This window comes from Bacillus cabrialesii, from assembly GCF_004124315.2.
Taxonomy (GTDB): Bacteria; Bacillota; Bacilli; order Bacillales; family Bacillaceae; genus Bacillus; species Bacillus cabrialesii.
Genome location: NZ_CP096889.1, coordinates 3499010 through 3525073 on the forward strand (window position 1 = coordinate 3499010; position 26064 = coordinate 3525073).

At 44.9% G+C, this 26064-nt stretch carries 25 protein-coding genes; 7 read left to right on the top strand and 18 right to left on the bottom strand.

All coding sequences use genetic code 11. The features are described 5' to 3' along the window. Nucleotides 1–12 precede the first annotated feature (12 nt). The 11 genes from EFK13_RS17895 to EFK13_RS17945 form a co-directional block, all read right to left on the bottom strand. Complete coding sequence (locus EFK13_RS17895) at nucleotides 13–1899, bottom strand: DUF6792 domain-containing protein (protein ID WP_129507490.1); 1887 nt, start codon at nucleotides 1897–1899, stop codon at nucleotides 13–15. Continuing rightward, nucleotides 1889–2602: a lipoprotein YvcA gene (locus EFK13_RS17900; protein WP_129507489.1), complete on the bottom strand. Its 714-nt coding sequence runs from the start codon at nucleotides 2600–2602 to the stop codon at nucleotides 1889–1891. Before EFK13_RS17900 ends, EFK13_RS17895 begins: the two co-directional genes overlap by 11 nt. A gap of 226 nt (nucleotides 2603–2828) precedes the next feature. After that, entirely contained in the window at nucleotides 2829–4472 is a 1644-nt protein-coding gene (locus tag EFK13_RS17905) for a DUF2339 domain-containing protein (protein ID WP_129507488.1), read from the bottom strand. A gap of 293 nt (nucleotides 4473–4765) precedes the next feature. Further along, the gene (gene hisIE / locus EFK13_RS17910; RefSeq protein WP_129507487.1) at nucleotides 4766–5389 is read right to left on the bottom strand and encodes a bifunctional phosphoribosyl-AMP cyclohydrolase/phosphoribosyl-ATP diphosphatase HisIE; all 624 of its coding nucleotides are present in this window, start codon (nucleotides 5387–5389) and stop codon (nucleotides 4766–4768) included. Next, the gene (gene hisF, locus EFK13_RS17915) at nucleotides 5386–6144 is read right to left on the bottom strand and encodes an imidazole glycerol phosphate synthase subunit HisF (protein WP_064816196.1); all 759 of its coding nucleotides are present in this window, start codon (nucleotides 6142–6144) and stop codon (nucleotides 5386–5388) included. The genes hisIE and hisF overlap by 4 nt, the downstream gene beginning before the upstream one ends. Beyond that, a complete protein-coding gene (gene hisA, locus EFK13_RS17920; RefSeq protein WP_129507486.1) occupies nucleotides 6141–6878 on the bottom strand; it encodes a 1-(5-phosphoribosyl)-5-[(5-phosphoribosylamino)methylideneamino]imidazole-4-carboxamide isomerase in 738 nt (245 codons plus the stop codon). Before hisA ends, hisF begins: the two co-directional genes overlap by 4 nt. Next, nucleotides 6875–7513: an imidazole glycerol phosphate synthase subunit HisH gene (hisH, locus tag EFK13_RS17925; RefSeq protein ID WP_129507485.1), complete on the bottom strand. Its 639-nt coding sequence runs from the start codon at nucleotides 7511–7513 to the stop codon at nucleotides 6875–6877. Before hisH ends, hisA begins: the two co-directional genes overlap by 4 nt. Then, nucleotides 7514–8098: an imidazoleglycerol-phosphate dehydratase HisB gene (gene hisB / locus EFK13_RS17930; RefSeq protein ID WP_129507484.1), complete on the bottom strand. Its 585-nt coding sequence runs from the start codon at nucleotides 8096–8098 to the stop codon at nucleotides 7514–7516. Then, on the bottom strand, nucleotides 8095–9378 hold the full coding sequence (gene hisD / locus EFK13_RS17935; RefSeq protein WP_129507483.1) for a histidinol dehydrogenase: 1284 nt from the start codon (nucleotides 9376–9378) through the stop codon (nucleotides 8095–8097). Before hisD ends, hisB begins: the two co-directional genes overlap by 4 nt. Further along, on the bottom strand, nucleotides 9375–10016 hold the full coding sequence (gene hisG / locus EFK13_RS17940) for an ATP phosphoribosyltransferase (RefSeq protein WP_129507482.1): 642 nt from the start codon (nucleotides 10014–10016) through the stop codon (nucleotides 9375–9377). The genes hisD and hisG overlap by 4 nt, the downstream gene beginning before the upstream one ends. Then, nucleotides 10009–11184, bottom strand: coding sequence for an ATP phosphoribosyltransferase regulatory subunit (locus EFK13_RS17945; protein WP_129507784.1), 1176 nt, complete (start codon nucleotides 11182–11184; stop codon nucleotides 10009–10011). The genes hisG and EFK13_RS17945 overlap by 8 nt, the downstream gene beginning before the upstream one ends. 250 nt (nucleotides 11185–11434) lie before the next feature. Between EFK13_RS17945 and EFK13_RS17950 the strand changes: the two genes are divergently transcribed. Together EFK13_RS17950 and pelC are read left to right on the top strand one after the other, a co-directional pair. Then, nucleotides 11435–12187 carry a C39 family peptidase gene (locus EFK13_RS17950; protein WP_129507481.1) on the top strand — a complete coding sequence of 251 codons (753 nt, stop codon included), beginning with the start codon at nucleotides 11435–11437 and terminating at the stop codon, nucleotides 12185–12187. Between the two features lie 244 nt (nucleotides 12188–12431). Continuing rightward, nucleotides 12432–13097, top strand: coding sequence for a pectate/pectin lyase PelC (gene pelC / locus EFK13_RS17955; protein WP_129507480.1), 666 nt, complete (start codon nucleotides 12432–12434; stop codon nucleotides 13095–13097). A gap of 21 nt (nucleotides 13098–13118) precedes the next feature. Here pelC and hprF read toward each other — a convergent pair whose 3' ends face one another. Genes hprF through hprK form a run of 5 tightly spaced genes read right to left on the bottom strand, consistent with a single transcriptional unit; the run spans nucleotide 13119 to nucleotide 17009 of the window. Beyond that, nucleotides 13119–13637, bottom strand: coding sequence for an acyltransferase (gene hprF / locus EFK13_RS17960; RefSeq protein ID WP_064816187.1), 519 nt, complete (start codon nucleotides 13635–13637; stop codon nucleotides 13119–13121). Nucleotides 13638–13640: 3 nt separating this feature from the next. After that, on the bottom strand, nucleotides 13641–14291 hold the full coding sequence (gene ppaX, locus EFK13_RS17965; RefSeq protein WP_129507479.1) for a pyrophosphatase PpaX: 651 nt from the start codon (nucleotides 14289–14291) through the stop codon (nucleotides 13641–13643). Next, a complete protein-coding gene (locus EFK13_RS17970) occupies nucleotides 14288–15226 on the bottom strand; it encodes a nucleoside recognition domain-containing protein (RefSeq protein ID WP_129507478.1) in 939 nt (312 codons plus the stop codon). Before EFK13_RS17970 ends, ppaX begins: the two co-directional genes overlap by 4 nt. A gap of 27 nt (nucleotides 15227–15253) precedes the next feature. Continuing rightward, nucleotides 15254–16063 (bottom strand): prolipoprotein diacylglyceryl transferase, encoded by an 810-nt coding sequence (gene lgt / locus EFK13_RS17975; protein ID WP_129507477.1) that lies wholly within the window; start codon nucleotides 16061–16063, stop codon nucleotides 15254–15256. 13 nt (nucleotides 16064–16076) lie between these two features. After that, entirely contained in the window at nucleotides 16077–17009 is a 933-nt protein-coding gene (hprK, locus tag EFK13_RS17980) for an HPr(Ser) kinase/phosphatase (RefSeq protein WP_095431964.1), read from the bottom strand. A 181-nt stretch (nucleotides 17010–17190) separates the two neighbouring features. On the opposite strand from hprK, the gene nagA reads away from it, so the two are divergent. From nagA to nagR, 3 genes are read left to right on the top strand one after another with little or no spacing between them, the layout of a single operon-like run. Next, on the top strand, nucleotides 17191–18381 hold the full coding sequence (nagA, locus tag EFK13_RS17985; RefSeq protein WP_129507476.1) for an N-acetylglucosamine-6-phosphate deacetylase: 1191 nt from the start codon (nucleotides 17191–17193) through the stop codon (nucleotides 18379–18381). After that, nucleotides 18378–19106 (top strand): glucosamine-6-phosphate deaminase, encoded by a 729-nt coding sequence (gene nagB / locus EFK13_RS17990; RefSeq protein ID WP_129507475.1) that lies wholly within the window; start codon nucleotides 18378–18380, stop codon nucleotides 19104–19106. The genes nagA and nagB overlap by 4 nt, the downstream gene beginning before the upstream one ends. 17 nt (nucleotides 19107–19123) lie before the next feature. Continuing rightward, entirely contained in the window at nucleotides 19124–19855 is a 732-nt protein-coding gene (nagR, locus tag EFK13_RS17995) for an N-acetylglucosamine utilization transcriptional regulator NagR (RefSeq protein ID WP_129507474.1), read from the top strand. Between the two features lie 18 nt (nucleotides 19856–19873). On the opposite strand, the gene EFK13_RS18000 is transcribed toward nagR, so the two are convergent. Further along, on the bottom strand, nucleotides 19874–23743 hold the full coding sequence (locus tag EFK13_RS18000) for a lamin tail domain-containing metallophosphoesterase family protein (protein WP_129507473.1): 3870 nt from the start codon (nucleotides 23741–23743) through the stop codon (nucleotides 19874–19876). 190 nt (nucleotides 23744–23933) lie between these two features. Here EFK13_RS18000 and EFK13_RS18005 point away from each other — a divergent pair, with 190 nt between their 5' ends. Together EFK13_RS18005 and EFK13_RS18010 are read left to right on the top strand one after the other, a co-directional pair. Further along, the gene (locus EFK13_RS18005) at nucleotides 23934–24443 is read left to right on the top strand and encodes a MarR family transcriptional regulator (protein ID WP_129507472.1); all 510 of its coding nucleotides are present in this window, start codon (nucleotides 23934–23936) and stop codon (nucleotides 24441–24443) included. A gap of 22 nt (nucleotides 24444–24465) precedes the next feature. Then, nucleotides 24466–25677 carry an MFS transporter gene (locus EFK13_RS18010; RefSeq protein WP_129507471.1) on the top strand — a complete coding sequence of 404 codons (1212 nt, stop codon included), beginning with the start codon at nucleotides 24466–24468 and terminating at the stop codon, nucleotides 25675–25677. 27 nt (nucleotides 25678–25704) lie between these two features. On the opposite strand, the gene EFK13_RS18015 is transcribed toward EFK13_RS18010, so the two are convergent. Beyond that, on the bottom strand, nucleotides 25705–26064 hold the full coding sequence (locus EFK13_RS18015) for a phage holin family protein (protein WP_003228066.1): 360 nt from the start codon (nucleotides 26062–26064) through the stop codon (nucleotides 25705–25707).

Genomic DNA, 26064 nt, shown 5'->3' on the forward strand with positions numbered 1-26064 from the left:
TTTCCATTCCTCCTAAGCCTGAAAATCAAATAACTGAGAAATCATTTCTTCTTTTTCAAACAGCTTTTCGATACTCTCACGAATGTTTTTGATAAAATCTCTTTTTTCTGTTGTCTGTTTTTTTAATTCAGCAACGACTCCATCATTAGCAGGGAGCGCACCTGTGTGGAACGATTCATGAACTGAGATTTTTTCTAATTTATCAAATGTGTGGCTGAAACCGGCTGCAAGCCGGAATTGAAGATCGAAGGCATAATGCGAAGGATTTTCTTCCATATGATGAATAGCCGTGGTGATCGCCTGTTTTTTGTCTATGAAATCTTCGTCGATTTCCTGACTGTAAACCTTCTGGTACTTAGAAATCGCATCTTCCATATCTTCAACGATCTTCATACCGTTTTGATAGATTCTGACAGCGGAAGAGATATTGACTTTAATCGTTTCCCCCGAGCCGCTCTTCCCTGTAAAGTAAATATCGGAGCCTTTATAGCTGAAGCCTTTTTCCTTTGATAGTGCGTTTAGCATTTGAACGATGCTGTGGCCGTCGACGATGAGTTTTAATGCGTCTTTTGTCTCTTTGTCGAGTGTTTCTATCGAGGACAAAATTGATTTTACATACTCCACTATTTCACCAACGTCTTTTAAAGCTTGCATAAATTGACCATGCTTTAGATGGTCAATGAAAAGTTCATACCGAGATTCTATGCCTCGCATACTCGCATTAATATTCGTTAATTCTTTTTTGATCACTTTCTTTTGCGTTTCATCGATATACCCATTTTCAGCTAGCTGATCTACGACCGGTCCGCTGTTTCCCAATAAGGTATGGAGAAAACCTAAAAACGCTGGCAAATTCTCTTTAATTCGACCATACATTCGCTTAACGTCATCAAAGTTTTCATAAATGACACTCGCTTTCGCTAAAGCACCATCTGTATACTTCACTTTATCTATCAGCTCTATGTCAATCCCGCTGGCTGCCTTTATAAAACCGTTCAAGCCATCTTTTTCATAGTCATCCTTATATTTTTGAAGGAATTCTTGAATCGCTCTCACGTCTTCATCAGGGATCCCATCCATAATGTTTCTGATGCCTTCTAAACTTGTGTTTGTATCTGTCATTTTCACATCGCCGAATGTAACGAAGTCTGCCTTGCCGCTCGCACCGTATAAAGGGTCATCTTTTGAGATGCGCTGAGTGATGTTTGCTGTTACGCCTTTGTCATTGTAGTATTTGGTGATCGCTTTTTTAAGGTCATCTTTTGGGATTGAATTTAACTCTTTAAATGTATTCACTCTGAACTTCTTAATCATTGTGTACCTTAAATGATCATCTGCTTTTAATAAGTGATCTATACTTATTTGAGCTCCGTTCACACCATAAACCTCATCATATTCCCCATCTATTAATTGCACCATTACTTGATTATTGTTGGCAAGTGAATGCCCCATACTATACGTTTTTAAACTATCGTCCTTTCCAGCTTTCTTCTTGGCTTCCCTAGTAAACTCTTTCGTTGCATTATATTGACTATCATCCATTCCAAGAAACAACCCAAAAAAATTATAAGTCCAGTCTTTATTATCTGCGCTACCTTCAGAAATAATATGCAACTGATTCACTTCGTGCTTTTTATCTGCGATATGAATAGCAGTACCATCATAACCAGATTCTTTATTCTGGTGTACAAGCTCTTTAGATGTATAAATTTCAATATTTTGTGTGAGTTCTTGATGAGTTTCTTCCTTATAAATTCTCCGAATATCTGCTTCAAAATCTTTCTTAGCTTCTTGTATTACTTTGGGATCGGAAGAAGCAAATTTCTGTTTATAACTGTATTCTAAATTTATAAAACGCAGTTTTATATTTTCATTTTCAAAAATATTTTTACTTCCCATCTTCCCGCTCCTCTAAATTGAAGGTAACAGAGTTTAATATTTTTTTAACCTTTTCTTCATAGTCTTTTGGATTTTGCTTACATGTCTGTGTATTTGCTGAGCAGCTGAACATAAAAGAATATTCCATCCCTAAATAATCTTGTTTTTTTGATTTTATATAACCAAGATAGATATAAGATGTTTTCTCTTCGGTGTCAAAGTTTTCTTGTTTTGAAGCAAAATGAATATCCTTATCCTTTGCTTCTACTTTTTCAAATTTACCTTTGTATTCATTTTTACCGCTAACAATATCCAACATGGTCTCCGTATTGTTTATAAATGATTCATTTTGATAGAACTTTACTGAAGCATTCATTACTATATTCGTTTTTTTATTAACACTGTCAAAAAACAGTGACTCGTTTGTCTTTGAAGTTTCAGAGTCGGAATACTCCCCATCCGCCGGAAACAACATCCTAAACCCCTTCAGTTTAGACTCAAGCAAATAATACCCCGGCTCCTCTTCCTTCGTTGACACCATATACTCTCTCGTTTTCTCGTCCTGAAACGCTGGAACTTTGGGCAGGTCTTTTGGATCCATGTCTTTTGGTCTTACGGCTTCTGTTTTATTGTCATTTGTGGTGTTTTTCTCATTGTCGTTCATACTGCATCCTCCTGTCAGGGCAAGTAATAAGCTGAAGCAAATAAAGATGATCTTTTTCATTACGAACCTCCAAGGGTTTTTATACTGATTTACCAAAGTCATACTAATGACCCTGTTACTAAGTGATTATTTTATCCTTATTCATGTTACAACATGGAATAAATTAGATAAATAGGAAAATAGACTTGGTTTATCTTAGGATTGCGGCGGAAAGAACTCTTTTATTTATCATGTTTTGCCAAAATTAAAAAGACCGCCGAGTTCTCTCGGCAGTCGTGACCAGGCATTATGGCTTCTCTTTTTTCGAATAAAATATTCTCGAAATAAACAGTCCAATAATCCCTAGCAAGATGAATAAGACCGCTCTCCAAACAATATCAATCGAAGCAGAATCTATTAAAATCATTTTGGTCAATGTGATAAATAAAAATATAAGCCCGATTCGGTTCCATGTCTTGTCTTTGGTTGCGTAATAAATCGCATACATCACGATGACAAACATAAACCAAGACAGGGATATTCCGGCATTACTGGATACGCCGTCAATCATATCCGTTACCCATATAGATAACTTGCTGAAGAAAACGAGCATCAGAAATGAAACAGCGTACGTCACAACAATCGCGGCTTGTTTATACTGTATTTTTTTTGAAAACAGATAGGCAGCAAATAGTGAGCTGATCAGCAGCAGCCAGGCGACAATGCTGAACATGTGTAATGAGCGTGCCGGGTATTGCATGAGGCCGCACGATGACTGTAATAGTACAATCACTCCGGCTATGCCGATCAGCCAGCTTTTTTTACGGTATGACACGTAACACATCATGATTCCTTGTAATGTGAATATGATGTACATTAAAATCAGATTTTTATCTAATACATCCGCTGCTAATACATTGAGATATATCATAGAAATGACAAATAACGTATGTTTGATTTCGGTGAATTCCTTTCTTTTCCATAAACTTAACGAAAGGTAAAATCCGAAAGCAGCAATATAAAAAGCGTATAACGCCGTATCGTTTTTTATATACAGGCCAAACCCCGTGAAGAAAACGACAAAAGCTCCGATCGATATGGCTGTGAGATACACCGCTTTTTTAAATCGGCTCTGCGATGTTAAGGCTGAGTAAATCATGATCGCCTGCTGCATGATAAATACGGCAAGTGTCCAAACCGATACTTGTGCATCGGTAAACAACAAGAAAGCAAAAATCGCTAATATGAAAGCATAGTTTGCTATATTCCATGCCACGTTGTACTTTTGTTTGACTGTCTCATACATCAAGCCTGCAAAAACCAATGCCTCATATACATAAAAGATGTATTCGTTTCCTTGTTCCCCGCCAAATAAAAAGGGATACAAGTAAACACCTGCGCCGATAATCGCAATCAGTGTTTGTGATCGGTATTTTCTAGATATGTACACTCCGCTTGCAACACCTGCCGCAAGAAGAATCATGGTAAGCGGGGTCGGTATTATCTGGTACAGCATGTTCCCCGCAAATAGGGAAACGATGTAGACAATATTACTGCCCGCCAATAATGAAATACTCAGCACACTGGCATTTTTCTTATATTGCCTGCTTCCGAGAACATATAGAACAATGGAGACAATCAGTCCTGCAGCCACTCTCATATATGTGTTGACCCATCCTTTTTCAGCGGCCGCCGCAAACGCCCAAATCATGCCAAGAAGAAAAACAAAAATAAAGATCTTTGGAAGCCAATTTCCTGCCATGTTTTCTAAAGTATGCTTCTCTTTTGGCACTTCGGTTTCTTTGCTGATCTTTGAATACTCTTCTGTTTTAACTATGGTTTGTTCTTTCTTGTCCGCAGTGAGATATGCGATCTCCTTTTTGACACTTTCCAGTTCTTGTTCCAAACGTCCAACTCTTTTGTTCAGTTCATCAATTTTTTTGTTCACCATTCTCTCCCCATTTTCGAATAATTAGCAGCCGCTTTTTCATGATATGACTCTTTCCCGCTCTCCTTACCGGTTCTCACAAAATAATTCTAAAGACCTGTTGTCCATTCAGGATTTTCATCCTTAGTTATGTTACATCATGGAAAATTTCCGATGAATAGGGAATTCGATTGATTTTTTGTGTTTGTTCTCATAAACATAGACGTTTTTTCATTTCATTTACTGGAATAACGGCAAAGAGATCGGTCATAAAGATGCATAAAAAAAGAGCTGTCATCTATACAGCTCCCTTGCTCTTATTTCTCAGAATGCCGTTTCTTCAATACGTCAAGCACATCATCCAGCGGCAGGTTTTGTTCTCTAAGCAGGACAAGCAGGTGATACAGCAGGTCTGCCGCTTCCCATTTAAGCTCCTCGAGGTCCCGGTTTTTCGCGGCGATGATGACTTCGGATGCTTCTTCACCGACTTTTTTCAAAATCTTATCGACGCCTTCACGGAAAAGGTAAGTAGTATAAGCTCCCTCAGGCATTTCCGCTTGGCGTTCTGCAATCACGCGTTCCAGTTCGTTCATAATGTCAAATCGTCCCGCAGCTTGTTCTTCTGTTTGTTCCTTTGTAAAACAGCTGTAGCTGCCTGTGTGGCATGCCGGGCCGGATGGCTCCACGAGTACGATCAGCGCGTCTTGGTCGCAGTCATACCGGATACCCTTGACGGCTTGCGTGTTGCCTGAGGTTTCTCCTTTATGCCATAACTCTTGGCGAGAGCGGCTGTAAAACCATGTTTCTTTCGTTTCCAGCGTTTTTTCGTACGATTCCTTGTTCATATAGGCAAGTGTCAGCACCTCTTTACTTGCCGCATCCTGCACGATGGCAGGAATTAACCCGTCCTCGTTAAAACGCAGTTCATCTACCTGCTTCATCTCACATTCACCCCGTGCTCTTTCAAGTATGATTTCACTTCTTTAATCGATGTTTCTTTATAATGAAAAATAGAGGCGGCCAGCGCGGCGTCAGCTTCTCCTTTTGTAAAAGCCTCAAGCATATGCTGCGCGTTTCCCGCGCCTCCCGATGCGATAACCGGCACAGGGACAGCTTCAGAAACAAGCTTTGTCAGCCTGTGGTCAAAGCCTTTTTTCTCACCGTCAGAGTCCATGCTTGTCAGCAGGATTTCTCCGGCTCCGCGTTTGACACCTTCTTTTGCCCAGGCGGTGACTTCCCAATCTGTTTTCTTTCTGCCGCCGTGCGTGTAGACCTTATATGTGCCGGATTCTTGATCATACTTGGCATCAATGGCAAGTACGATGCATTGTGAACCGAAAAACTCGGCTCCTTCTGTAATCAGCTCAGGGCGGAGAACGGCTGCCGTATTAACCGACACTTTGTCCGCTCCGGCACGCAGAATCGTTTTCATATCGCTGAGCTGATTGATGCCGCCGCCGACTGTAAATGGAATCGCAAGCTTCGCGGCAACCTGCTCCACAACGTCAACCATCGTTTTGCGGCCTTCATGCGAGGCGGAAATATCAAGAAAAACGAGTTCATCCGCGCCTTCCTGGTCGTACACTTCCGCCAGTTCAACAGGGTCACCGGCATCCTTTAATTCGAGGAATTGAATCCCTTTGACAACGCGTCCTTCTTTGACATCAAGACATGGAATAATCCGTTTTGTGATCATTGTCCCTTCACCCTTTCAAGCGCCTCGCTCAGCGTAAACTGATTGGTGTACAGCGCTTTTCCGATTATCGCTCCAGAAACGCCGTCCGCCTGATAGTGGGCGAGTGCTTCGAGATCCGCGACGGAGCTGACTCCTCCGGAAGCAATCACAGATTTCCCCGTTTCTTTTGCAAGCTCGACCGTGCTTTCAATATTGGGGCCTGACAGCATTCCGTCTGTCGCGATGTCAGTAAAAATAAAGACTTCCGCTCCTTCATTAGCAAGCTCTTTACCGAGTTCAGCCGCCTTAAGAGTTGATGTTTCCAGCCATCCCTCAGTTGAAACAAATCCGTTTCTCGCGTCCAGTCCAATTGCAATTTTCTCGCCATATTGTTTCAGCATTTTTTTGACAAACGGAGGATTAGAAACAGCTGAGCTTCCAAGGATGACTCGATCGACTCCTGCTGATAAGTATTCATAGACGTCACTTTCGGAACGGATCCCGCCGCCGATTTCCACTTTCAGGTCCAGCTTTTGCGCAATCTCGATCACATGACGGTCATTTACTCTTTTGCCTTCTTTGGCGCCGTCGAGATCAACGAGATGGATCCATTCGGCACCCTCACTCGCAAATAACGCGGACATGTCGTATGGTGAATCGCCGTATATCGTTTCCTTGTTATAATCTCCTTGAACAAGGCGGACACATTTGCCGTTTCTCATATCAATTGCCGGATATAATGTAAAAGCACTCATTTTTTCACCTTCTGTTCTGCTGCCATTTTCGTGAATTGGGTTAAGATGGACATTCCGGCCGTGCTGCTTTTTTCCGGGTGAAATTGGGCGCCGAAGACGTTCCCTTTCCCGACAACCGCAGGCACTCGCACACCATAATCGGCGCTTGCCAGAAGCGCGTCCCCCTCCATCCCGTCAATGTAATAAGAATGAACGAAATAGGCGTAGCCTTCTTCTGTTTCAGCCAACAGCGGAGATTGATTATGAAAAAAAAGACGATTCCAGCCCATATGCGGAACCTTCAGCTTGTTTCCTTCCTCATCTTCTGCCTGCAGCCTGACTGCTTTTCCTTTTAATAGCCCTAGGCCTGACGAGGTGCCGTTTTCTTCGCTTTGATCAAATAAAAGCTGCATGCCAAGGCATATCCCGAGAAGCAGTCTCCCCTCTGAAACCATATCGCGAATCAATTGATCGAGCTTTGCGTTGCGCAAATTGTCCATCGCGTCTCCAAATGAACCGACTCCCGGCAAAATGAAGGCATCAGCTTCTTTCAGCTCCTCTGGCTTTTCAGAAACAAAGTACGGCACGCCGACACGCTCAAGCGCCTTTGAGACACTGTATAAATTGCCCATTCCGTAATCTATCACGCCGATCATTTACAGCATCCCTTTCGTTGATGGTATTCCTTTAACACGCGGATCAATTGTTGTCGCTTCATCAAGCGCACGCCCCAGCGCTTTAAAAACAGCTTCAATCATGTGGTGGGTGTTTGTGCCGTAATGAACGATGACGTGCAGGTTCATTCGCGCTTCAAGCGCCAGCTTCCACAAAAATTCATGTACGAGCTCTGTGTCAAAGGTTCCGACTTTTGCCGCCGGGAAATCTGCGCGCATTTCCAAGTGCGGCCGGTTGCTTAAATCGATGACGACTTGAGCAAGCGCCTCATCCATCGGCACAAACGCAGATCCGTAACGCTTGATTCCCTTTTTATCCCCTAAGGCTTCGAGGAGCGCTTGCCCTAAGCAGATGCCGATATCTTCAGTCGTGTGGTGATCATCTATATCAACATCGCCTTTTGCGTGAATGGAAAGATCAAATTGCCCGTGTTTCGTAAATAAATCCAGCATGTGCGTCATAAACGGCACGTCTGTTTTAATATCGGCTTGTCCCCCGCCGTCTATTGTGAATGCCAGTTCAATATCTGTTTCGTTTGTTTTTCTGGCTCGTTCCGCTTTTCTCATTTTGAATTCCCCCGTTCTCTCGCTTCAATTGATCTGGCATGGGCTTCTAATCCTTCAAGTCTGGCAAAAGCCGCGATGCTTTCGGCATGTTCTTCAAAGGCTGATTCGCTGTAAGAAATAATGCTCGATTTCTTTTGGAAATCCGTTACGTTTAACGGGCTTGAAAATCTGGCTGTTCCGTTTGTCGGAAGCACATGATTCGGTCCGGCAAAATAATCTCCGACAGGCTCAGGGCTGTATCTGCCTAAGAAAATCGCACCCGCATGTTTGATTCTGCCAAGCAAAGCTTCGGGAGACTGTGTGATGATTTCTAAATGCTCCGGTGCGAGCGTATTGACCGTATCAATCGCTTCATCCATTGTGTCCGCCACATATATACAACCGTAATCGTTCACCGAAGCTTCCGCTATTTCTCGTCGCGGCAAGGTTTTCAACTGCTCATTCACCTCGGCTGAAACCGCCTCGGCCAGTGTCATGGAATCAGTGACAAATACACATGAGCTGAGCTTATCGTGTTCCGCCTGTGACAGCAGATCGGCTGCAATTTCGCTCGGAATCGCTGTTTCATCAGCCAGCACGACGATTTCACTCGGCCCGGCAATCATATCAATATCGACATCACCGAACACCTCTCGTTTGGCAAGCGCCACATAAATATTGCCCGGACCTGTGATTTTATCCACCGGCTCAATGGTATCTGTTCCATATGCTAACGCGGCAATCGCCTGAGCGCCGCCCATTTTGTAAATGTCTTTTATGCCCAACTCGGCAGCAGCGACTAAAACTCCTGGAGACAGCTGCCCGTCTTTTCCCGGAGGCGTCACAAGAACGATTCTTTCCACACCCGCTGTCAGTGCCGGAATGACATTCATCAAAACAGATGAAGGATATGCGGCCGTTCCCCCCGGCACATAGACGCCGGCGGAATCAAGCGCCGTCACTTTCTGCCCCAGCATTGTGCCGTCCTTTCTGTGATAAAACCATGAGGATTGCAGCTGTCTTTCGTGATATTCCCTAATATTTTCGATTGCCTGCCTCATCACCTGAAGCAGCTGTGAATCCAGCAAGGTGTACGCTTCCTCAATTTCTTCTTTGGTAACGAGCGGGCTGTCTATTTTGATGCCGTCAAATCTCGCCGTGTAGCTGCGGACCGCCTGATCACCGTTTGCTTTAACATCGTCAATAATGGATCGGACCGTTTTTCTTTGCTCTTCCGTTCCGGCATCTATTGACCGCTTGAGAGAAAGCCGTTCTGCGCCGCTGATGGTTTTAATCTTCATTTTGCCGTTTCTCCTTCCACAACGAGAGATAAGCGGGATGCCATTTCGTCAATCACATCGTCTTTCATGCGATAGCTTACCGGATTCACGATAAAGCGGGAAGTAATGTCACAGATGTGCTCCGTTTCAACAAGCCCGTTTTCTTTCAGCGTCTGTCCTGTGGATACAATGTCCACAATCCGGTCCGCAAGCCCGATGAGCGGGGCCAATTCAATTGAACCGTTGAGCTTAATGATTTCGACTTGTTCTCCCTGCTCTCTAAAATAACCGGAAGCCACATTCGGATACTTTGTCGCGATTCTCGGCGCTACGCCGCTCCAGTCTGTATTCGGAAGTCCGGCGACCGCCAAGTGGCATTTGCTGATTTTCAAATCCAGCACCTCATACACATCGCGTTCCTCCTCGAGCATGACATCCTTGCCCGCAATTCCGACGTCTGCCACACCATGCTCCACATATGTGGTCACATCCATCGGCTTAGCTAAGATAAAACGGAGGTTTTCCTCCGGCACATCGATGATCAGTTTTCTCGAATCTTCAAACTCCTCAGGGAGCTTGTAGCCAGCCTGCCGCAGCAGCCCTGCCGCTTCTTCAAATATTCGGCCCTTCGGCATCGCCATTGTGAGTAACTTACCCATTTTGCTCTTCCTTTCTGGCACCGATAAAATAGGTGACGTTTGCAAAAGATTTTGTCATCTGATCGATATTTTCAATTCCGGATAAATCTTGAAGAACCACTTTTTTCCCTTTCATACGTTCATCATTTGCATAAGCGATGGCTTGCGCCCGCTGCTCTTTGCTGAAAATAACAGCATTCATTTCACAAGGTTCTTCTTTCATATACAGCGCTTCAATCAGCCGGTCGATCCGAAGCCCGAAGCCTGTCGCCGGCGCGGGTGAATCAAAATGGCCAAGAAGCTTGTTGTAACGGCCGCCGCTTCCAATAACAAAGCCGACATTTTCGGCGTACACTTCAAATAAAATGCCTGTGTAATAGCTCATGTGGCTGACCATATTCAGATCAAGGCGGACATTTTCCGTACATCCGTAATCCTCAAGAATGTCCCACAGCATCTTCAGCTCATCAACCACGCTTTTTCCTTGCGCGGAATCGACAATTTCCTCAGCGCGTCCGCAAACTTCTATGCCGCCCCGCAGTTCAAGAAGCTCAAGCAGCCTGCTTTTATCAATGGAGGAAAGCGGAAGAGATTTGACATGTTCCCTATACCCGACGTAGTTCTTCTCGTATAAAAACCTCCGCAGCACATCAGCGCGTTCAACGTTTCCGAGCACTTCAACAAACAGGGCATCCGCAATGCCGGCGTGGCCGATGGCAATTTTAAAGGAAGCCAGCCCGGCACTTTTTAACGCACCGACGACTAAGGCAATGACCTCCGCATCCGCGCTTGTCGTGCCGTCACCGATTAATTCCACTCCGACCTGCTCGAATTCGGCGGGACGTCCGCCTTCACGTTCCTGAGCCCTGAACACATTTGCCGCATAGCCGACTCTAAGCGGATGATTTTGTTTCAGAAGCTTTGATGCCGCCACCCTTGCAATCGGCCCTGTCATATCAGGGCGAAGCACCAATGTCTTGCCGTCCTGATCAAGAAGCTTAAACAGCTGCTGCTCCTCAATGGCTGACTGCACACCAACAGTATCGTAAAACTCCAGTGTCGGCGTTTCCATAAATTGATATCCCCATTTATCGATCAAATCGGTTAACGATTGTCTCACCTTTTTTTTCGTTTCGTATAAACCGGGCAGTGTATCTCTCATGCCGTGCGGTTTTTCAAACATAAACATCAACCCGAGCACCTCCGTTGCCATTGTTTGAAGGAAAATTCCGAATCCTTTAGTTCGCTAATATGATAATATGTTAGCAGATGAAAGAATGAAAATCAATGCTTAACTTCGGTTGCGATACTTTTAGTTCAGATGTCCTTCTCCTCATTATGAAAAAATCATGAACAATGTATTAAAGGTACGTAATATCTCAAATTCTTTATGTTTTGCATGCTATAATACAAATCAAATAGAGAACAAGGAGATAAAGATGAAAACACTGCGAACTCTATGTGTACTGATCATCCTTTCAGGCGTTATTTTTTTCGGACTTAAAATATATGCAAAAGATATAGATATTCCTTTTTTGAACAGCCTTAAAAAAGTGATTTCTGATAGCAACACAGACAAAGCCGCAAACAGCACAAAGGAGCTGAAGGGGAGCGCAGAGCCGCTGGATGTCGTGCTTTACAATCAGATGGACGCGCCCCGTCTCTATAACGGCTGTGAAGTAACAAGCCTTGCCATGGTGCTGAATTACGCGGGATACAACGTGACAAAAAACACACTGGCAAACGAGATTGCCACAGTGCCTTTGACATACAGCAGCGGATTAAAAGGTGATCCGAATGACGGATTTGTCGGCGATATGGCAAATGGCCCGGGTCTCAGTGTCTATCACGGGCCAATCTATCAGCTGGCGAAAACCTATGCCGGAGACAAAGTATCTGACCTGACTGGAAAAAGCATTTCCGCTGTTTATCAACAGCTTGAAAAAGGCAATCCTGTTTGGGTCATTACGACCGCCAACTTTACGCCAGTTGACAACATGCAGACATGGAAAACGCCAAACGGAACGATGGATATCACGTACAGTGAACACAGCGTTGCCGTTACGGGATATGATGAAAAATATGTGTATCTCAATGACCCGTATGGCTATAAAAACAGAAAGACCGATAGAACGAGCTTTGAAAAAGCGTGGAAACAAATGGGCAGCCAGGCCATCGTTATTCAAAAGTAAACATTCGAAAGACCGACTATGCTGCTCTATCCTGAGAAAATACGACAATATTCATGCTTTTTTGTTTCAATCGGTAACATCGATTCATTTTCCATTTATCATCCAAAATTGTCTTTACTTTCAGGCTGTCTGTTTTTATGATTAAAACAGATTCAGCCTTGCCCCGATCTATGTGAGAGAAGCCGGTGCAAGACGCTGAGGCTTCTCTTACAAAAATTAAAGCGATCCGGGGAGGATTTTATCATTGAAAAAAATCGTGTCTATCCTATTTATGTTCGGTTTGGTTATGGGTTTCAGCCAGCTTCATTCATCAACTGCTTTTGCAGCTGATAAAGTGGTTCACGAAACAATTATCGTACCAAAAAATACCACATATGACGGGAAGGGACAGCGGTTTGTGGCAGGGAAAGAATTAGGCGACGGAAGCCAGTCAGAAAACCAAGACCCTGTTTTTCGTGTAGAGGATGGTGCAACCCTGAAAAATGTGGTGCTTGGTGCACCTGCCGCTGATGGCGTACACACTTATGGAAACGTTAACATTCAGAATGTGAAATGGGAAGATGTTGGTGAGGATGCGTTAACGGTGAAGAAGGAAGGCAAAGTGACCATCGACGGCGGCTCCGCCCAAAAAGCGTCAGATAAGATTTTCCAAATCAATAAAGCCAGCACTTTTACAGTGAAAAACTTCACGGCGGACAATGGCGGAAAGTTCATTAGACAGCTTGGCGGTTCGACCTTCCACGTTGATGTGATCATCGACAAGTGCACCATCACAAACATGAAAGAAGCGATATTCCGGACAGACAGCAAAACAAGCACGGTGAGAATGACAAATTCACGCTACTCCAATGTCGGCCAAAAATGGATTGGCGTTCAGCATGTCTACGAAAACAACAATACTCAATTTTAAATAAAAAAAGCCCGCTGATGTTTATTCAGCGGGCTTTTTCAATCTTTCTTGCATTTCTTCTTTCGTATAGATGATCCTCATCGGATTTCCGCCGACAAATGCCCCGGCAGGCACATCTTTGTGGACAAGTGTTCCGGCGGACACAACTGCGCCATCCCCTATTTCCACACCGGGTAAGATAGTCGTATTGGCACCGATCATCACTTCGTCTCCGATCAGGACTTTGCCGATCCGGTATTCCTGAATCAAATACTCATGGGCTAAAATGGTCGTGTTGTACCCGATGATTGTATTTGTTCCGACTGAGATTTTTTCCGGAAACATAGTATCCGGCATCACCATGAGGGCAAAGGATGTCTGTTTTCCGACCTTCATCCGCAGAAATGTACGGTACAGCCAGTTTTTCATCCCTATAAACGGTGTATATCTCGCAATTTGAATGACAATAAAATTTTTGACGACTTTCAAAAAAGGCACCGTTTGGTAGACATGCCATAGTGAGTTAGCTCCCGAGACCGGATGCCGATCTGTTTTTCTCACAGATTACTTCACTCCAACGATTTGTAATAGATCACTCATTTTCTCAAGCATATAATCAGGATTATGCTTCGCCAGCGTTTCCGGCCCTTTAATCGTCCATGCGACTCCTGCCGTTTTTGTTCCGGCGTTTTTCCCTGCCAGCACATCATGATAGTTATCTCCGACCATAATGGCTTCCTCAGGCTCGCTTTCAAGCTGTTTCAGCGCTAAAAGAACCGGCTCGGGATCTGGCTTTGCATTTGTTACATCATCGAGGGTGACAACCGTTTCAAAGAATTCGCCAATTCCCGTCAGCTTGAGGCCCATATTGACAGTATCTCTTAATTTCGTTGTCACAATCCCTAATTTAAAGCCGGCTTTTTTTAATGCATCCAGGGTTTCATACACCGTTTCATATTCAGTCACGAGTGTGTCATGCATGTCGTGGTTGTATGCTCTGTACATGGCGATCATGTCATCGCATTTATCAGCGTCCATCGATGAAAATGTGTCAAAAAGAGACGGCCCGATAAACGCGAGCACATCTTCCCGTTTATATTTGCTCGGGTAATAATGCCCCAATGTATGCAAAAAGGACGCGATAATTAATTCATTCGTATTGATAAGTGTTCCGTCTAAATCAAACAGAATCGTCGTTACTTGTTTGTCACTCATATTGCTTCCTTTCCAACCGCTGTGGGTTTCCATTTTTTCCATGTGTGCGCAATAGCCATTGTCAGCAGTACAGCTGTGGTGACACGTATCAGAAGAAGAGGCCAAACCGGTATGCCGAGCGGAATAAAGACAAGTGTATCTTCAACAACCGCATGGCAGGCAACGAGAAAAATAAATACCAATGTCATATCGCGTCTGCTCACACCGTCATCCTCGACAGCTTTGATCATAACACCCGCCCCGTAAGCCAGACCGATCGTCAGTCCCGCCACCATCGTCATGGACGTATTTTTGTTCATGCCAAGCAGCTGCGTGAACGGAGACAGCCATCTGGAAAACCGATGCAGCCAGCCTAAATCTCTTAAATACTGGATGATGATCATCAGCGGTATTACAATTGCCGCCAGCTGCAAAACACCAAGTCCGGCTTTCATTAAAGCCTCGGCCAGCATTCCCAGCCAGCCGTCAGGCGCCGCGCCCTTTGCGGCGATAAAACCGTACTGCGCCGTTTCCTGTCCGCCATGCCAGATAAGGTTGATGACAATTGCTGACACAGCGGCCAAACCGAGGCGCACTGCCAATATGATGCCAATTCTAATGCCTACTTTTGCGGCAACTGTCGATTCGATAATTAAGTTATGACAAAATGAAAGCATGACAGCTAAAATAAAGACTTCCTTCACAGATAAATCCAATGTCAAAATCCCGGCAATTCCCGCATACAGATTCAGCATATTTCCCAGCACAAGCGGAATGGCCGCTTCACCGGAAAGCCCAAAGAGACCCATTACCGGTGTGATCAGCCGTACAAGCCAATCCATGACAGGCGTATGCTGAAGCAAAGTGACCAACAGTGTTACCGGGAAAATGACTTTACCGAGTGTCCAAGTTGTTTGAAGACCCGCCGCAAGACCGGCCATGAAGATCTTCTTCATCCCTCATCCCCCTTTGTTGACGTCTATCTACTCCGCATATCGCTCCTTCGAGTACCCCTTGACGCGTCTAAAGATGATGGCTGCCACAGCCAAAACGATCAATACGATTGAAATCACTTGAGCGATGCGGAGTGCATCAGTCAGCATTAAGCTGTCAGTCCGCATTCCTTCAATAAAGTATCTTCCGATTGAATACCAAATGATATAGATTAAGAACATCTCGCCTCTGCGCAAGTTCGCTCTGCGGAGGAGCAGCAAAATGATGACGCCGACAAAGCTCCATAGTGATTCATATAAAAAAGTAGGATGATAATACTGCCCGTTGATGTACATTTGATTGATGATAAATTCAGGCAGGTGCAGGCTTTCTAAAAAGGCTCTGCTGACTGCCTCGCCGTGCGCTTCCTGATTCATAAAGTTTCCCCAGCGGCCGATCGCCTGGCCGAGCAAAATGCTTGGCGCGGCAATATCCGCAAGCTTCCAGAATGAAAGGTTTTTCACTCTTGAAAACACATAACCTGTTAAAATGGCGCCGATTAACCCGCCGTGAATGGCAATGCCGCCCTTCCAAATCTTAATGATTTCTCCCGGATGCGCCGCATAATAATCCCATTCAAATGCAACGTAATAAATTCGCGCGCAAATAATCGCAATCGGAATGGCAAACAGAACAAGATCAATAAACGTATCTTTCTGCAGCCCCCGTTTCTCACTTTCCCTCATCGCAATCCAAAGTCCTAGCAAAGCGCCCAGGCCGATAATGATTCCATACCAATGGACTGCCAACGGCCCCAGCTGAAAAGCTATCGGATTGAGCGGTTCTATCGCTTCATTCATTTAACGCCAACTCCTATTCTTCTTGTTCACCGTCTTCAATAACGTCCGCCAGCTTGTTGGTAAATTGCTCAGCGGCGTTCAGGCCCATCCGCTTCAATCTGAAGTTCATCGCTGCCACCTCGATGATGACTGCGAGATTTCGGCCTGGACGGACGGGAATCGTCAGTTTTGTAATTTCTGTATCAATGATTTTCATGGTTTCTTCCTCAAGTCCGAGACGGTCGTATTGCTTGCCCTGCTCCCAGAGTTCAAGATTCATGACAATCGTAATTCGTTTATTGCTTCTGACAGCGCCGGCACCAAACAGCGTCATCACGTTGATAATGCCAAGTCCCCTGATTTCAAGAAGATGCTCAATTAATTCCGGAGCGTTTCCGACAAGAGTATCCTGATCCTCCTGGCGAATTTCAACGCAATCATCGGCGACGAGACGGTGCCCCCTTTTCACAAGCTCCAGCGCTGTTTCACTTTTTCCGACGCCGCTTTTTCCCGTGATCAGCACACCGACACCGTAAATATCGACAAGAACGCCATGAATCGCTGTAGTAGGCGCCAGACGGCTCTCAAGGAAGTTGGTCAACCGGCTTGACAGCCTTGTCGTTTTCAGCGGCGATCTGAGAACAGGCACGCCGTTTTTCTCAGAAGCGTCAATCAGCTCCTGCGGGATAGGCATATCTCTAGAAAGAATAATAGCTGGTGTTACATCAGTGCACAGAGAATCCATTCGCTGCTTTTTATCCTCCTCCGGCAGCTGTTCAAAGAAAGAAAGTTCGGTTTTTCCAAGAAGCTGCACGCGCTCTCTTGGATAATATGTAAAATATCCGGCAATTTCAATGCCTGGTCTTGATAAGTCACTCATTGTAATCGGGCGGTTAACCCCTTCTTCTCCGCTGATTAATTCCAAATTGAACTGTTCCATTACGTCTTTTGTGCGAACCTTTGCCACGATAAGTTCCTCCTGTTCCGGGCTGCCCCGAGCTTGCTCACAATACTTACATTTTATCACTTTCGGGCTTGAACCTAAAACAGATTTTATAAAAGACGGGAAAACGCCTGAGCTGGTCTAGATCACTAGTCTGAAAAGGAGTAAAATAAATGTATTCATATTCCAGAAAGGCGGATCACCTATGGCAGAAAGTCTTCTTATCACAGGCATCGCGATCCTGACAGAAAATGAAGTAATCCAAAATGGCTATGTCGGAGTCAATGGCGGGAAAATCAGCACAGTTTCAACAGAACGGCCTAAGGAGTCTTATTCAAAAGAGATTCAAGCACCCGCAGATTCCATTTTGCTGCCCGGCATGATTGACATTCATATTCACGGCGGGTATGGCGCGGATACGATGGATGCAAGCTTTTCCGCCCTTGACACCATGTCCTCAAGACTTCCCGAAGAAGGCACGACGAGCTTTTTAGCAACAACCATCACTCAGGAACATGGGCATATTTCACAAGCTTTGGTGAATGCAAGAGAATGGAAAGCAGCTGAAGAATCCTCTTTACTAGGCGCGGAACTGCTCGGCATTCATTTGGAGGGACCCTTTGTTTCACCTAAAAGAGCCGGAGCACAGCCAAAGGAATGGATCAGGCCTTCGGATGTTGCGCTTTTTAAACAGTGGCAGCAGGAGGCTGGCGGACTGATCAAAATTGTCACACTTGCGCCGGAGGAAGATCAGCATTTTGAACTGATCCGCCATTTGAAAGACGAATCGATTATCGCGTCGATGGGACACACAGATGCCGACTACGCATTACTGTCTGAGGCCGCGAAAGCAGGCGCGAGCCATATGACCCATCTTTACAACGCGATGAGCCCGTTTCATCATCGAGAGCCCGGAGTGATCGGAACCGCGCTTGCCCATGATGGGTTTATGGCGGAGCTTATTGCCGACGGCATCCACTCCCATCCTTTAGCGGCAAAGCTTGCTTTTTTGGCAAAAGGCAGCAGCAAACTCATTTTAATTACCGATTCCATGAGGGCAAAAGGCTTGAAAGACGGTGTTTATGAGTTCGGCGGCCAAAGTGTGACGGTAAGAGGAAGAACAGCTCTGCTTTCAGACGGAACGCTTGCCGGTTCGATCCTTAAAATGAACGAAGGCGCACGGCATATGCGTGAGTTTACAAATTGCTCTTGGACGGATATAGCTAATATAACTTCTGCAAACGCGGCCAAACAGCTGGGTATCTTTGACCGAAAAGGCAGTGTCACAGTGGGAAAAGATGCGGATCTTGTGATTGTCAACAGTGATTGCGAGGTGATGCTCACCATCTGCCGCGGAAACATTGCATTTATATCCAAGGAGGCTGACCAGATATGAAAGTAATGGAATGTCAAACATATGAAGAGCTAAGCCAAAAAGCGGCCAGGATAGTGGCAGACACAATCAAGAAAAAGCCTGACGCCGTTCTCGGTTTAGCGACAGGCGGCACACCCGAAGGCACATATCGCGAGCTCATCCGCCTGCACCAAACTGAAAACCTCTCATTTCAAAACGTCACAACGGTTAATTTGGATGAATACGCCGGACTTTCAAGCGATGACCCGAACAGCTATCACTACTATATGAACAACCGGTTTTTTCAGCATATCGACAGCAAGCCTAGCCGGCACTTTATCCCGAATGGCAATGCAGACGACCTGAAAGCTGAGTGCAGTCGGTACGAACAAGCAGTCGAATCCCTGGGCGGCGCTGACATTCAGCTTCTCGGCATCGGCCGGAACGGACATATCGGCTTTAACGAACCAGGGACGCCTTTCAAGTCGCGAACACATGTTGTGACTTTAAATGAACAAACCCGCCAAGCGAACGCCAGATATTTTTCTTCAATAGACAGTGTGCCGAAAAAAGCGCTCACAATGGGAATCCAGACGATTCTCTCAAGCAAACGCATTCTGCTGCTTATTTCCGGCAAAAGCAAGGCGGAAGCAGTGAAAAAGCTGTTGGAAGGGGACATAAGTGAAGATTTCCCCGCATCTGCTTTGCACCTGCATTCCGATGTTACTGTTTTAATTGATCGTGAAGCCGCGGCATTAAGACCTTGAAAGGAACATGCTGACTTATGAATATCGATAAACAATCGCCTATTCCGATTTATTATCAGATTATGGAGCAATTAAAAGCCCAAATTAAGAGCGGAGAACTGAAGCCGGATATGCCTCTTCCCTCCGAGCGTGAATATGCCGAGCAATTCGGGATCAGCCGGATGACGGTTCGGCAGGCACTTTCTAATTTAGTCAATGAAGGCTTCCTCTACCGTCTAAAAGGTCGGGGCACCTTTGTCAGCAAGCCCAAAATGGAACAAGCACTTCAAGGGCTGACAAGCTTTACCGAGGATATGAAAAGCCGCGGGATGATACCGGGCAGCAGACTCATTGACTATCAGCTTATTGATTCAACGGAGGAGCTTGCCGCTATATTAAGCTGCGGGCACCCCTCCCCTATCCATAAAATCACTCGGGTGCGCCTGGCAAATGATATTCCGATGGCGATTGAATCGTCGCATATTCCGTTTGAGCTTGCGGGTGAATTAAACGAATCGCATTTTCAATCGTCGATTTACAAGCATATTGAAAGGTACAACAGCATACCGATTTCCCGTGCAAAACAAGAGCTTGAACCAAGTGCTGCAACCTCAGAAGAAGCACGCATTCTTGGCATTCAAAAGGGGGCGCCTGTCCTGTTAATCAAACGAACAACATATTTACAGAACGGCACTGCTTTTGAACATGCAAAGTCTGTATACAGAGGCGACCGTTATACATTTGTCCACTATATGGATCGGCTTTCATAAAAAAATCTCCAACCCTTTTTAAGGATTGGAGACATGGCGAAAATCAAACTGGTCTGGCGCCGGACGATATGTCTCTTTTTTCGTCTTGAACTTCCAGATCGGTGATTTCGTTTTGCCGTTAAAGCTGTCTTCCACGATAGTGTACCAATAATAAACAGAGTGCGGCTCAAGATGATCCCAGCGGAATTCAGCCGTGTCCCCGCTCTTCACTTGCTCCCGTTTTCCGAGCTCTTCATTGGTATAAACATTACATTCAAAATAATCGGTTTCCACTTTTTTGATCCTCGGCTTCAGATCAAGCGAAAGGGAAAACTCATCCTTGTCGCCGTAGGTATCCGTATCATAATAGTTTTTATCGTTTACATACGGAGAGTACGTCGACACATGCACCATGTCATTCGCCTGGTCAAAATGCAGCAGACGCAAATATCCTTGCCCGCCTTCTGGCCCGCCCTGATAATCGGCCAGCATTTGATGCACAAGTCGATCAGGTTTTCCATCACCATCATCATCCAGCTCATCTGTTTTTCTCATGGCACTATGATAATGCCCGCTCAACACCATCACCACATTCGGATTCGGCTTCACGATTTCTTTGAATATTTTCTCACCGATCGGGCTTCTGTTTCCGCTGACCAGCAAATACTCATGAAAAGCTAAAACAGCCATCCGGTCAGGGTGCTTCTTCAGCACCTGATTCATCCACGCGATGTCTTCATCGGAAATGCCCCACCCCATGTACAGCATGATATAATCATTGCCGTTGCTTGAAATCAGGTCGTAATGTCCGCGGTTATTTTTATAGGAACCCCCATAATGCAATTTTTTATCAAAACGATGACTGCCAAAGTATTTGCCAAATGCCCTGTAGGAGCCGTCCTTATGCCCGACATCGTGGTTACCTGCCAGCACGCCGTAAGCAATCCCGCTTTTATCCAGAACAGACATTGACCGATCAGCGTTTTTCCACTGTCTGATATCGGCAGAATCATCTACAATATCACCCGTGTGAAACACATATTTGATATTGAGCCGCTTTTGATTATCTTTTATCCATGCGGTTTGTTTATCGAAAATATGCGGATAGCTTTCGGCGTAATACTGTGTATCGGACATCCAGACAAACGTGTACATATCCTTCGAAGGAGGAACTTCGTCTTGTACAATCACATTCATCTTCGAATTCCGGACAAAATCCGAGGCGATCACAGACGCCTTCAGTGTAAACGATTTGGCATCCTTCGCAACGAAGCTGTCGACCGGCTGCCACTCGTTTGTCCGGTAATTCCAAACATACATCGTCACCTTTCGCCCCGGCAAAGAACTTCCCTTCCAGACCGCTTCCGCCAAGTCATTCTCATCAACTGACGGATCAACCGTTACTTCAAAGCGATGATAAGGGAACAGCTCCTTCTTTTCTGTCGATACTGTTTTTCCGTCAGCAGCAGATACCCGCTCCAATTCTTTATTCGTAAACGGAGTCTCACTTTCCGGCACAAAGCTTTTCGGCGGTTCAGTCAGTGACGCGTGCTTGAATATTTTCACATGATTTCGTGCTGTATATTGAAATCCTCTATAAAAAGCGACATCCATGTTGTCGTTTGTCGGGTCCTTCACCCGAACAGAAAGCCTAGCACTATGCGTGTCGGGTTCACTGTCTATGACCTCCGGCTGCTCCGGATGCTCGCGTTCTGTTTTAAACGTTCTCTCAATAACTGTTTTATTGCCCGCGAGGTCCGTTGCTGTCACTTTTAGCGAATGTTTTCCCGGCAAAAGCTCAGAAGACGACGTATGATAGGGGAGTGTAATGCTTTCACCATCTAAAGAGGCCTCCGCTTCCTCAATTTTGCTCCATTTATCATACATATCCGCCTGCAGGATGAGGTTTCCTTTGTACGTTTGTCCCTCGGTGATATTCGGCTCGATGTGCGGCCCTGAATTATCTATCCGCACTACCAAGCTGACATTTTCCTTGCCGTCGCTTGCTTGAATATGGTGAGCGCCTTCAGAAAGCTTTGATGTATCCCACTCCAATAGCTGTGACGTAAAAAGTTCGTCAGGCAGATTGAATTGATACTGCCAGCTTTTATTCGAACGCTGATTATCTCCAATAAAGAGTTCCTTCTCAGGAGAAACCCTTTGATCCCTAATTACGGTTCCATCCGATAACACCAATCGGGCGTTTTTGACTAAGAAATCGTCACGGTTTTCAGCCGTATCAAAAGGAGACACCTTTGAACCTGATCGTATCGTAATACGCTGCAGCTGCTTCCCTTTACGAAGCAGTGTCTCTGGCAATGGAACAGAATACGTGCGGTATTTATTTGTCGTATCATCAAACACCTTTAACACTTTGCCTTCCATCGTTACCGCGTTTTTAAAGTAAAGATTCGTTTTTCTCGTATCAAACGCAAAAAATACTTCCTTTTCCATAGCGGGCTCTGTCACTTGTTTTTTCCCATCAATCCACAGCTTAATTCGGTCAGTCCGCCTGTCTGTCGTCGCTTTGAGGAAATGGATTCCCGACAGCGTGTCTCTGTTTTCAATGTTCATCCGCAAACCGTGCGACTTGCTTGTTTGTTTAATATCAATCATTTTGACCGGCGTTCTCGCTTCATTGATCCCGTCTCCGGCCGCCACGTAATACTCAAGCTGATCCTTCCCGATCAGCTCAGGCGAATACACAATATAGTGGTAGAGATTGTCGTTGCGGTCTTTCTCAGCAAGAATACGCTTAAACGGTTTGTTTTCATCTGTCCGATAGTAAAAAGCCGCTGTTTTTACAAGACTGCGGTCCCGTATGTCAGCCCGCAGCTCAATGCTTTCAGCAGGACGGACAGGTTTGCGGTCAGTCAAATCCTCAATGACCGGCTTTTCTTTATCGAGCTTGATTTTTCGTTTCTGTTCAGGCACCTGCGCCTGTAACACAGTCCCGGGGGATGGATTCTTTTCTCCGATAGAAATATTGAGAAGTTCTGCGGTTCCGTCCAGCGGATACTTGTAAAGCACAGACGACAGACGGCGCAGCGTATGTTTCCGATAATGCGCAACTGAAATATCTTTTCCTGTATTCGTTGATATCACGACTGCCCGCGGCTTGGTATTGGCCATGCCCTCTGTCTCTTCTAGTACCGCGAGATTTTTCCCTTCCGTTAGTTGTGTCTGATAATATCGATTGAAATCCTCCGCCGTCAATTCTGGATGCCCAGCAGGCTTCAGCCAAACCACAAACGTATCACCGGATGGAATCGTAATCTTTTTTTCCGGTCTCCAAATCAGATCGGAGTCAGGGCCTTCTTTCGGATAGCGGTAACGGATGTGATAGTCTTTAAAATCAATTGTTCTGTCAGTCGTATTATAAATCTCAATAAATTCATAACCGTCTGCTAGTCCCGTGTTCTTCGTATCAACCGCTAACTCTGTGATCAAAAGCTCCGGAATATGGGCAAGATCAGCCTGATATCCCTCAAGCTTCAGTTTCTGCGTCTCCGACTCCACCCGCTGCTTCCCATTCGAAATCACAATGTAATACTCAAGCTCACTGTTCCAAATCAATCGTTTCGGAATTTGCGCCAAAAACTTGTGGATCGCACCGGGTGTCGGGTCCATCGGCACCATTTTGTAGCCAAGTTCATTACTTTGTTTATAAAACAGAAAGGCAGAAAATGCTTGATACTCATTGTCACGCACTTGAGCCTCAATCACCAGATTGCTTTTCATTTCAGCTTTCACATCGATTTGAGGAGGGTTTTCAAGCAAGGGTATGTAATGAGGCGTTTGGAATGGCTCCTCTTTTATAACTGGGAAAGCTTTCGGTTCATGATGGCCGCCAGATAAAACTGAAAAAAAAGACAAGAACAACGAAGCGATAACCGTGTATTTCCTCATCAAAACACCTCCCTTTCACGTATTTTGCGTCTGAATAGGGAAGCTTATGAGTTTATTTTTTATTTTTTATATTGTTCATAGGTAAACATTTTTCTTTTGTAAATAAAACGATTTGACAACTAAACAAATTATCATATACATTATTATTGTTCACTAGTAAACAATAATAAAAAGAAGGAAGGCTGGGACAATGTCTGATCTGACAAAACAGATGATATACGACATATACGTGAGACTGCTGCACCTTAATGAACAAAAAGCGAATACTTCGCTTCAGCAATTTTTTAAAGAAGCCGCAGAAGAGGATATGACCGATGTTCCTAAAAACATGACAAGCATTCACGTCATTGACTGTATTGGCCAGCATGAACCGATTAACAATGCGGGAATCGCCAGAAAAATGAACCTATCGAAAGCGAATGTAACAAAAATCAGCACAAAACTGATTAAGGAGGAGTTCATTAACAGCTATCAGCTGACAGATAACAAAAAAGAAGTGTATTTCAAATTAACCCGTAAAGGCAGACGGATTTTCGATTTGCATGAGAAATTGCATAAAAAAAAGGAGCTGGCTTTTTACCAATTCCTCGATTCATTTTCACAAGATGAGCAAAATGCTGTACTGACATTTTTAGAGCGGCTGACGTCTGCACTTGAAGCAGAACAAACCGATGGATCTCCGGACCAACCTGTAAAGTAAACAAAAAGGCGGTGTACACTTTATGGCTCACACAAAATCAAAGGCGGTATTCATCTTATACATTGTTTGCTTCAGCGCATTTTTTGCATCTTTAAGCCAAAACGTTTATTCACCTATTATCCCGATTATTAAAGAATCGTTCCATGTGTCCGCAGCAATGGTAAACCTGTCAATCTCAGTTTTTATGATTGTGACAGCGATTATGCAAATAATACTAGGGACTATCGTCGATTTTAAAGGCGCGCGTTTTGTCATGATTTCCGGAATTCTGGCAACAGCAGCCGCCAGCATCGGCTGTGCGGTGACTGCTGATTTTACGCTGTTTCTGATATTCAGAATGATACAGGCAGCCGGTTCCGCCGCACTGCCTCTTATCGCAGCCACAACAATCGGACAGCTTTTTACAGGCAATGAACGCGGGAGTGCGATGGGAACATATCAAATGCTTCTTTCCGCCGCGCCGGCTATCGCCCCTGTCCTCGGGGGATTCATAGGCGGAGCAGCCGGGTACGAGGGGATCTTTTGGATGCTTACAGCCATCTCTGTCGTCATGCTGGTGATAAACAGCATGTACTTTCCTAAGGATTCACCCGCTCCATCTAAGCAGCAAGCCAAAGACAATGTGTTTACTCATTACAAATCAATATTCACAAATCGAACTGGAAACGTCATTTTAACCTTAAGTTTTTTCCTCTTTTTCATTTATTTTGCGGTGATCGTCTACCTTCCGTTATTGCTTACTGAACACTATCAGATCGATGTAAGCATAGCAGGACTGTTATATTTGCCCCTGGCTTTAAGCACGATTGCCGGTACGTTTCTGTTTAAAAAAATACAGGCGAAAATCGCGCTGAACACCTTGTTTATCGGCAGCAACGCTGTCGCGGCATGCAGTATCGTGTTATTCGCCGTTACACATTCCGTTTCTCTCATTCTCATGGCAATCACACTTGCACTGTTTGGCATCTCAATGGGGGCCATTCCTCCCTTGTATTCCACAATGATCACCCATGAATTTGAACACAACAGAGGGAGCGCCATCGGAATGTTTAACTTTATCAGATATACAGGCATGGCGGCAGGCCCGATGATATCTGCCTATCTGCTCACCCTGATGCCGTCTGCCATGTCCTTTGGCCTCTTAGGTTTAGTCTTTGCCGCATTGAGCTTTTGCCTTCTGCCGCAAATGTATCCGCCGCAGAAGCGCATGAAACAAAAAAAGCACCACATGTAAAAAAGCTGCCTTGTGTGGCAGCTTTTTTTATTTCTTTCGGAGCGGCTCTAAAATGCCTTTTTGAATCAGCAAATGGAACACAGACAGGATGACAGATGCCCATATCGCTGTGCCAAAGCCGTCAATTTGAAAACTGTCACCCATAATGGACGCGGTCATCATCAGCGTGATGGCGTTAATCACAAACAAGAAGAGACCAAGCGTGACCATCGTGACTGGCAGTGTAAAGATAATTAAAAGCGGTTTAATCAACACGTTTAAGATTGATAAAATGAGGCTGGCGATAATCGCTGCCCCGATGCTGCTGATATGGATGGAGTCAATATATCCATCAATAACGATTAATAACAATGCATTTACCAAAATGCTGACTGCCCATTTTACCAT

Coding starts and splice junctions, on each gene's coding strand:
- nagA (WP_129507476.1), top strand. CDS start 17,191: ATGGCAGAAAGTCTTCTTATCACAGGCATCGCGATCCTGACAGAAAAT.
- hisG (WP_129507482.1), bottom strand. CDS start 10,016: ATGGGTAAGTTACTCACAATGGCGATGCCGAAGGGCCGAATATTTGAA.
- hisF (WP_064816196.1), bottom strand. CDS start 6,144: ATGATCACAAAACGGATTATTCCATGTCTTGATGTCAAAGAAGGACGC.
- nagR (WP_129507474.1), top strand. CDS start 19,124: ATGAATATCGATAAACAATCGCCTATTCCGATTTATTATCAGATTATG.
- hisD (WP_129507483.1), bottom strand. CDS start 9,378: ATGAAGATTAAAACCATCAGCGGCGCAGAACGGCTTTCTCTCAAGCGG.
- EFK13_RS17905 (WP_129507488.1), bottom strand. CDS start 4,472: ATGGTGAACAAAAAAATTGATGAACTGAACAAAAGAGTTGGACGTTTG.
- EFK13_RS18015 (WP_003228066.1), bottom strand. CDS start 26,064: ATGGTAAAATGGGCAGTCAGCATTTTGGTAAATGCATTGTTATTAATC.
- EFK13_RS17945 (WP_129507784.1), bottom strand. CDS start 11,184: ATGTTTATGTTTGAAAAACCGCACGGCATGAGAGATACACTGCCCGGT.
- hisA (WP_129507486.1), bottom strand. CDS start 6,878: ATGAGTGCTTTTACATTATATCCGGCAATTGATATGAGAAACGGCAAA.
- lgt (WP_129507477.1), bottom strand. CDS start 16,063: ATGAATGAAGCGATAGAACCGCTCAATCCGATAGCTTTTCAGCTGGGG.
- EFK13_RS18010 (WP_129507471.1), top strand. CDS start 24,466: ATGGCTCACACAAAATCAAAGGCGGTATTCATCTTATACATTGTTTGC.
- hisIE (WP_129507487.1), bottom strand. CDS start 5,389: ATGAAGCAGGTAGATGAACTGCGTTTTAACGAGGACGGGTTAATTCCT.
- ppaX (WP_129507479.1), bottom strand. CDS start 14,291: ATGAGTGACAAACAAGTAACGACGATTCTGTTTGATTTAGACGGAACA.
- EFK13_RS18005 (WP_129507472.1), top strand. CDS start 23,934: ATGTCTGATCTGACAAAACAGATGATATACGACATATACGTGAGACTG.
- hisH (WP_129507485.1), bottom strand. CDS start 7,513: ATGATCGGCGTGATAGATTACGGAATGGGCAATTTATACAGTGTCTCA.
- EFK13_RS17895 (WP_129507490.1), bottom strand. CDS start 1,899: ATGGGAAGTAAAAATATTTTTGAAAATGAAAATATAAAACTGCGTTTT.
- EFK13_RS17970 (WP_129507478.1), bottom strand. CDS start 15,226: ATGAAGAAGATCTTCATGGCCGGTCTTGCGGCGGGTCTTCAAACAACT.
- EFK13_RS17900 (WP_129507489.1), bottom strand. CDS start 2,602: ATGAAAAAGATCATCTTTATTTGCTTCAGCTTATTACTTGCCCTGACA.
- EFK13_RS17950 (WP_129507481.1), top strand. CDS start 11,435: ATGAAAACACTGCGAACTCTATGTGTACTGATCATCCTTTCAGGCGTT.
- EFK13_RS18000 (WP_129507473.1), bottom strand. CDS start 23,743: ATGAGGAAATACACGGTTATCGCTTCGTTGTTCTTGTCTTTTTTTTCA.
- hisB (WP_129507484.1), bottom strand. CDS start 8,098: ATGAGAAAAGCGGAACGAGCCAGAAAAACAAACGAAACAGATATTGAA.
- nagB (WP_129507475.1), top strand. CDS start 18,378: ATGAAAGTAATGGAATGTCAAACATATGAAGAGCTAAGCCAAAAAGCG.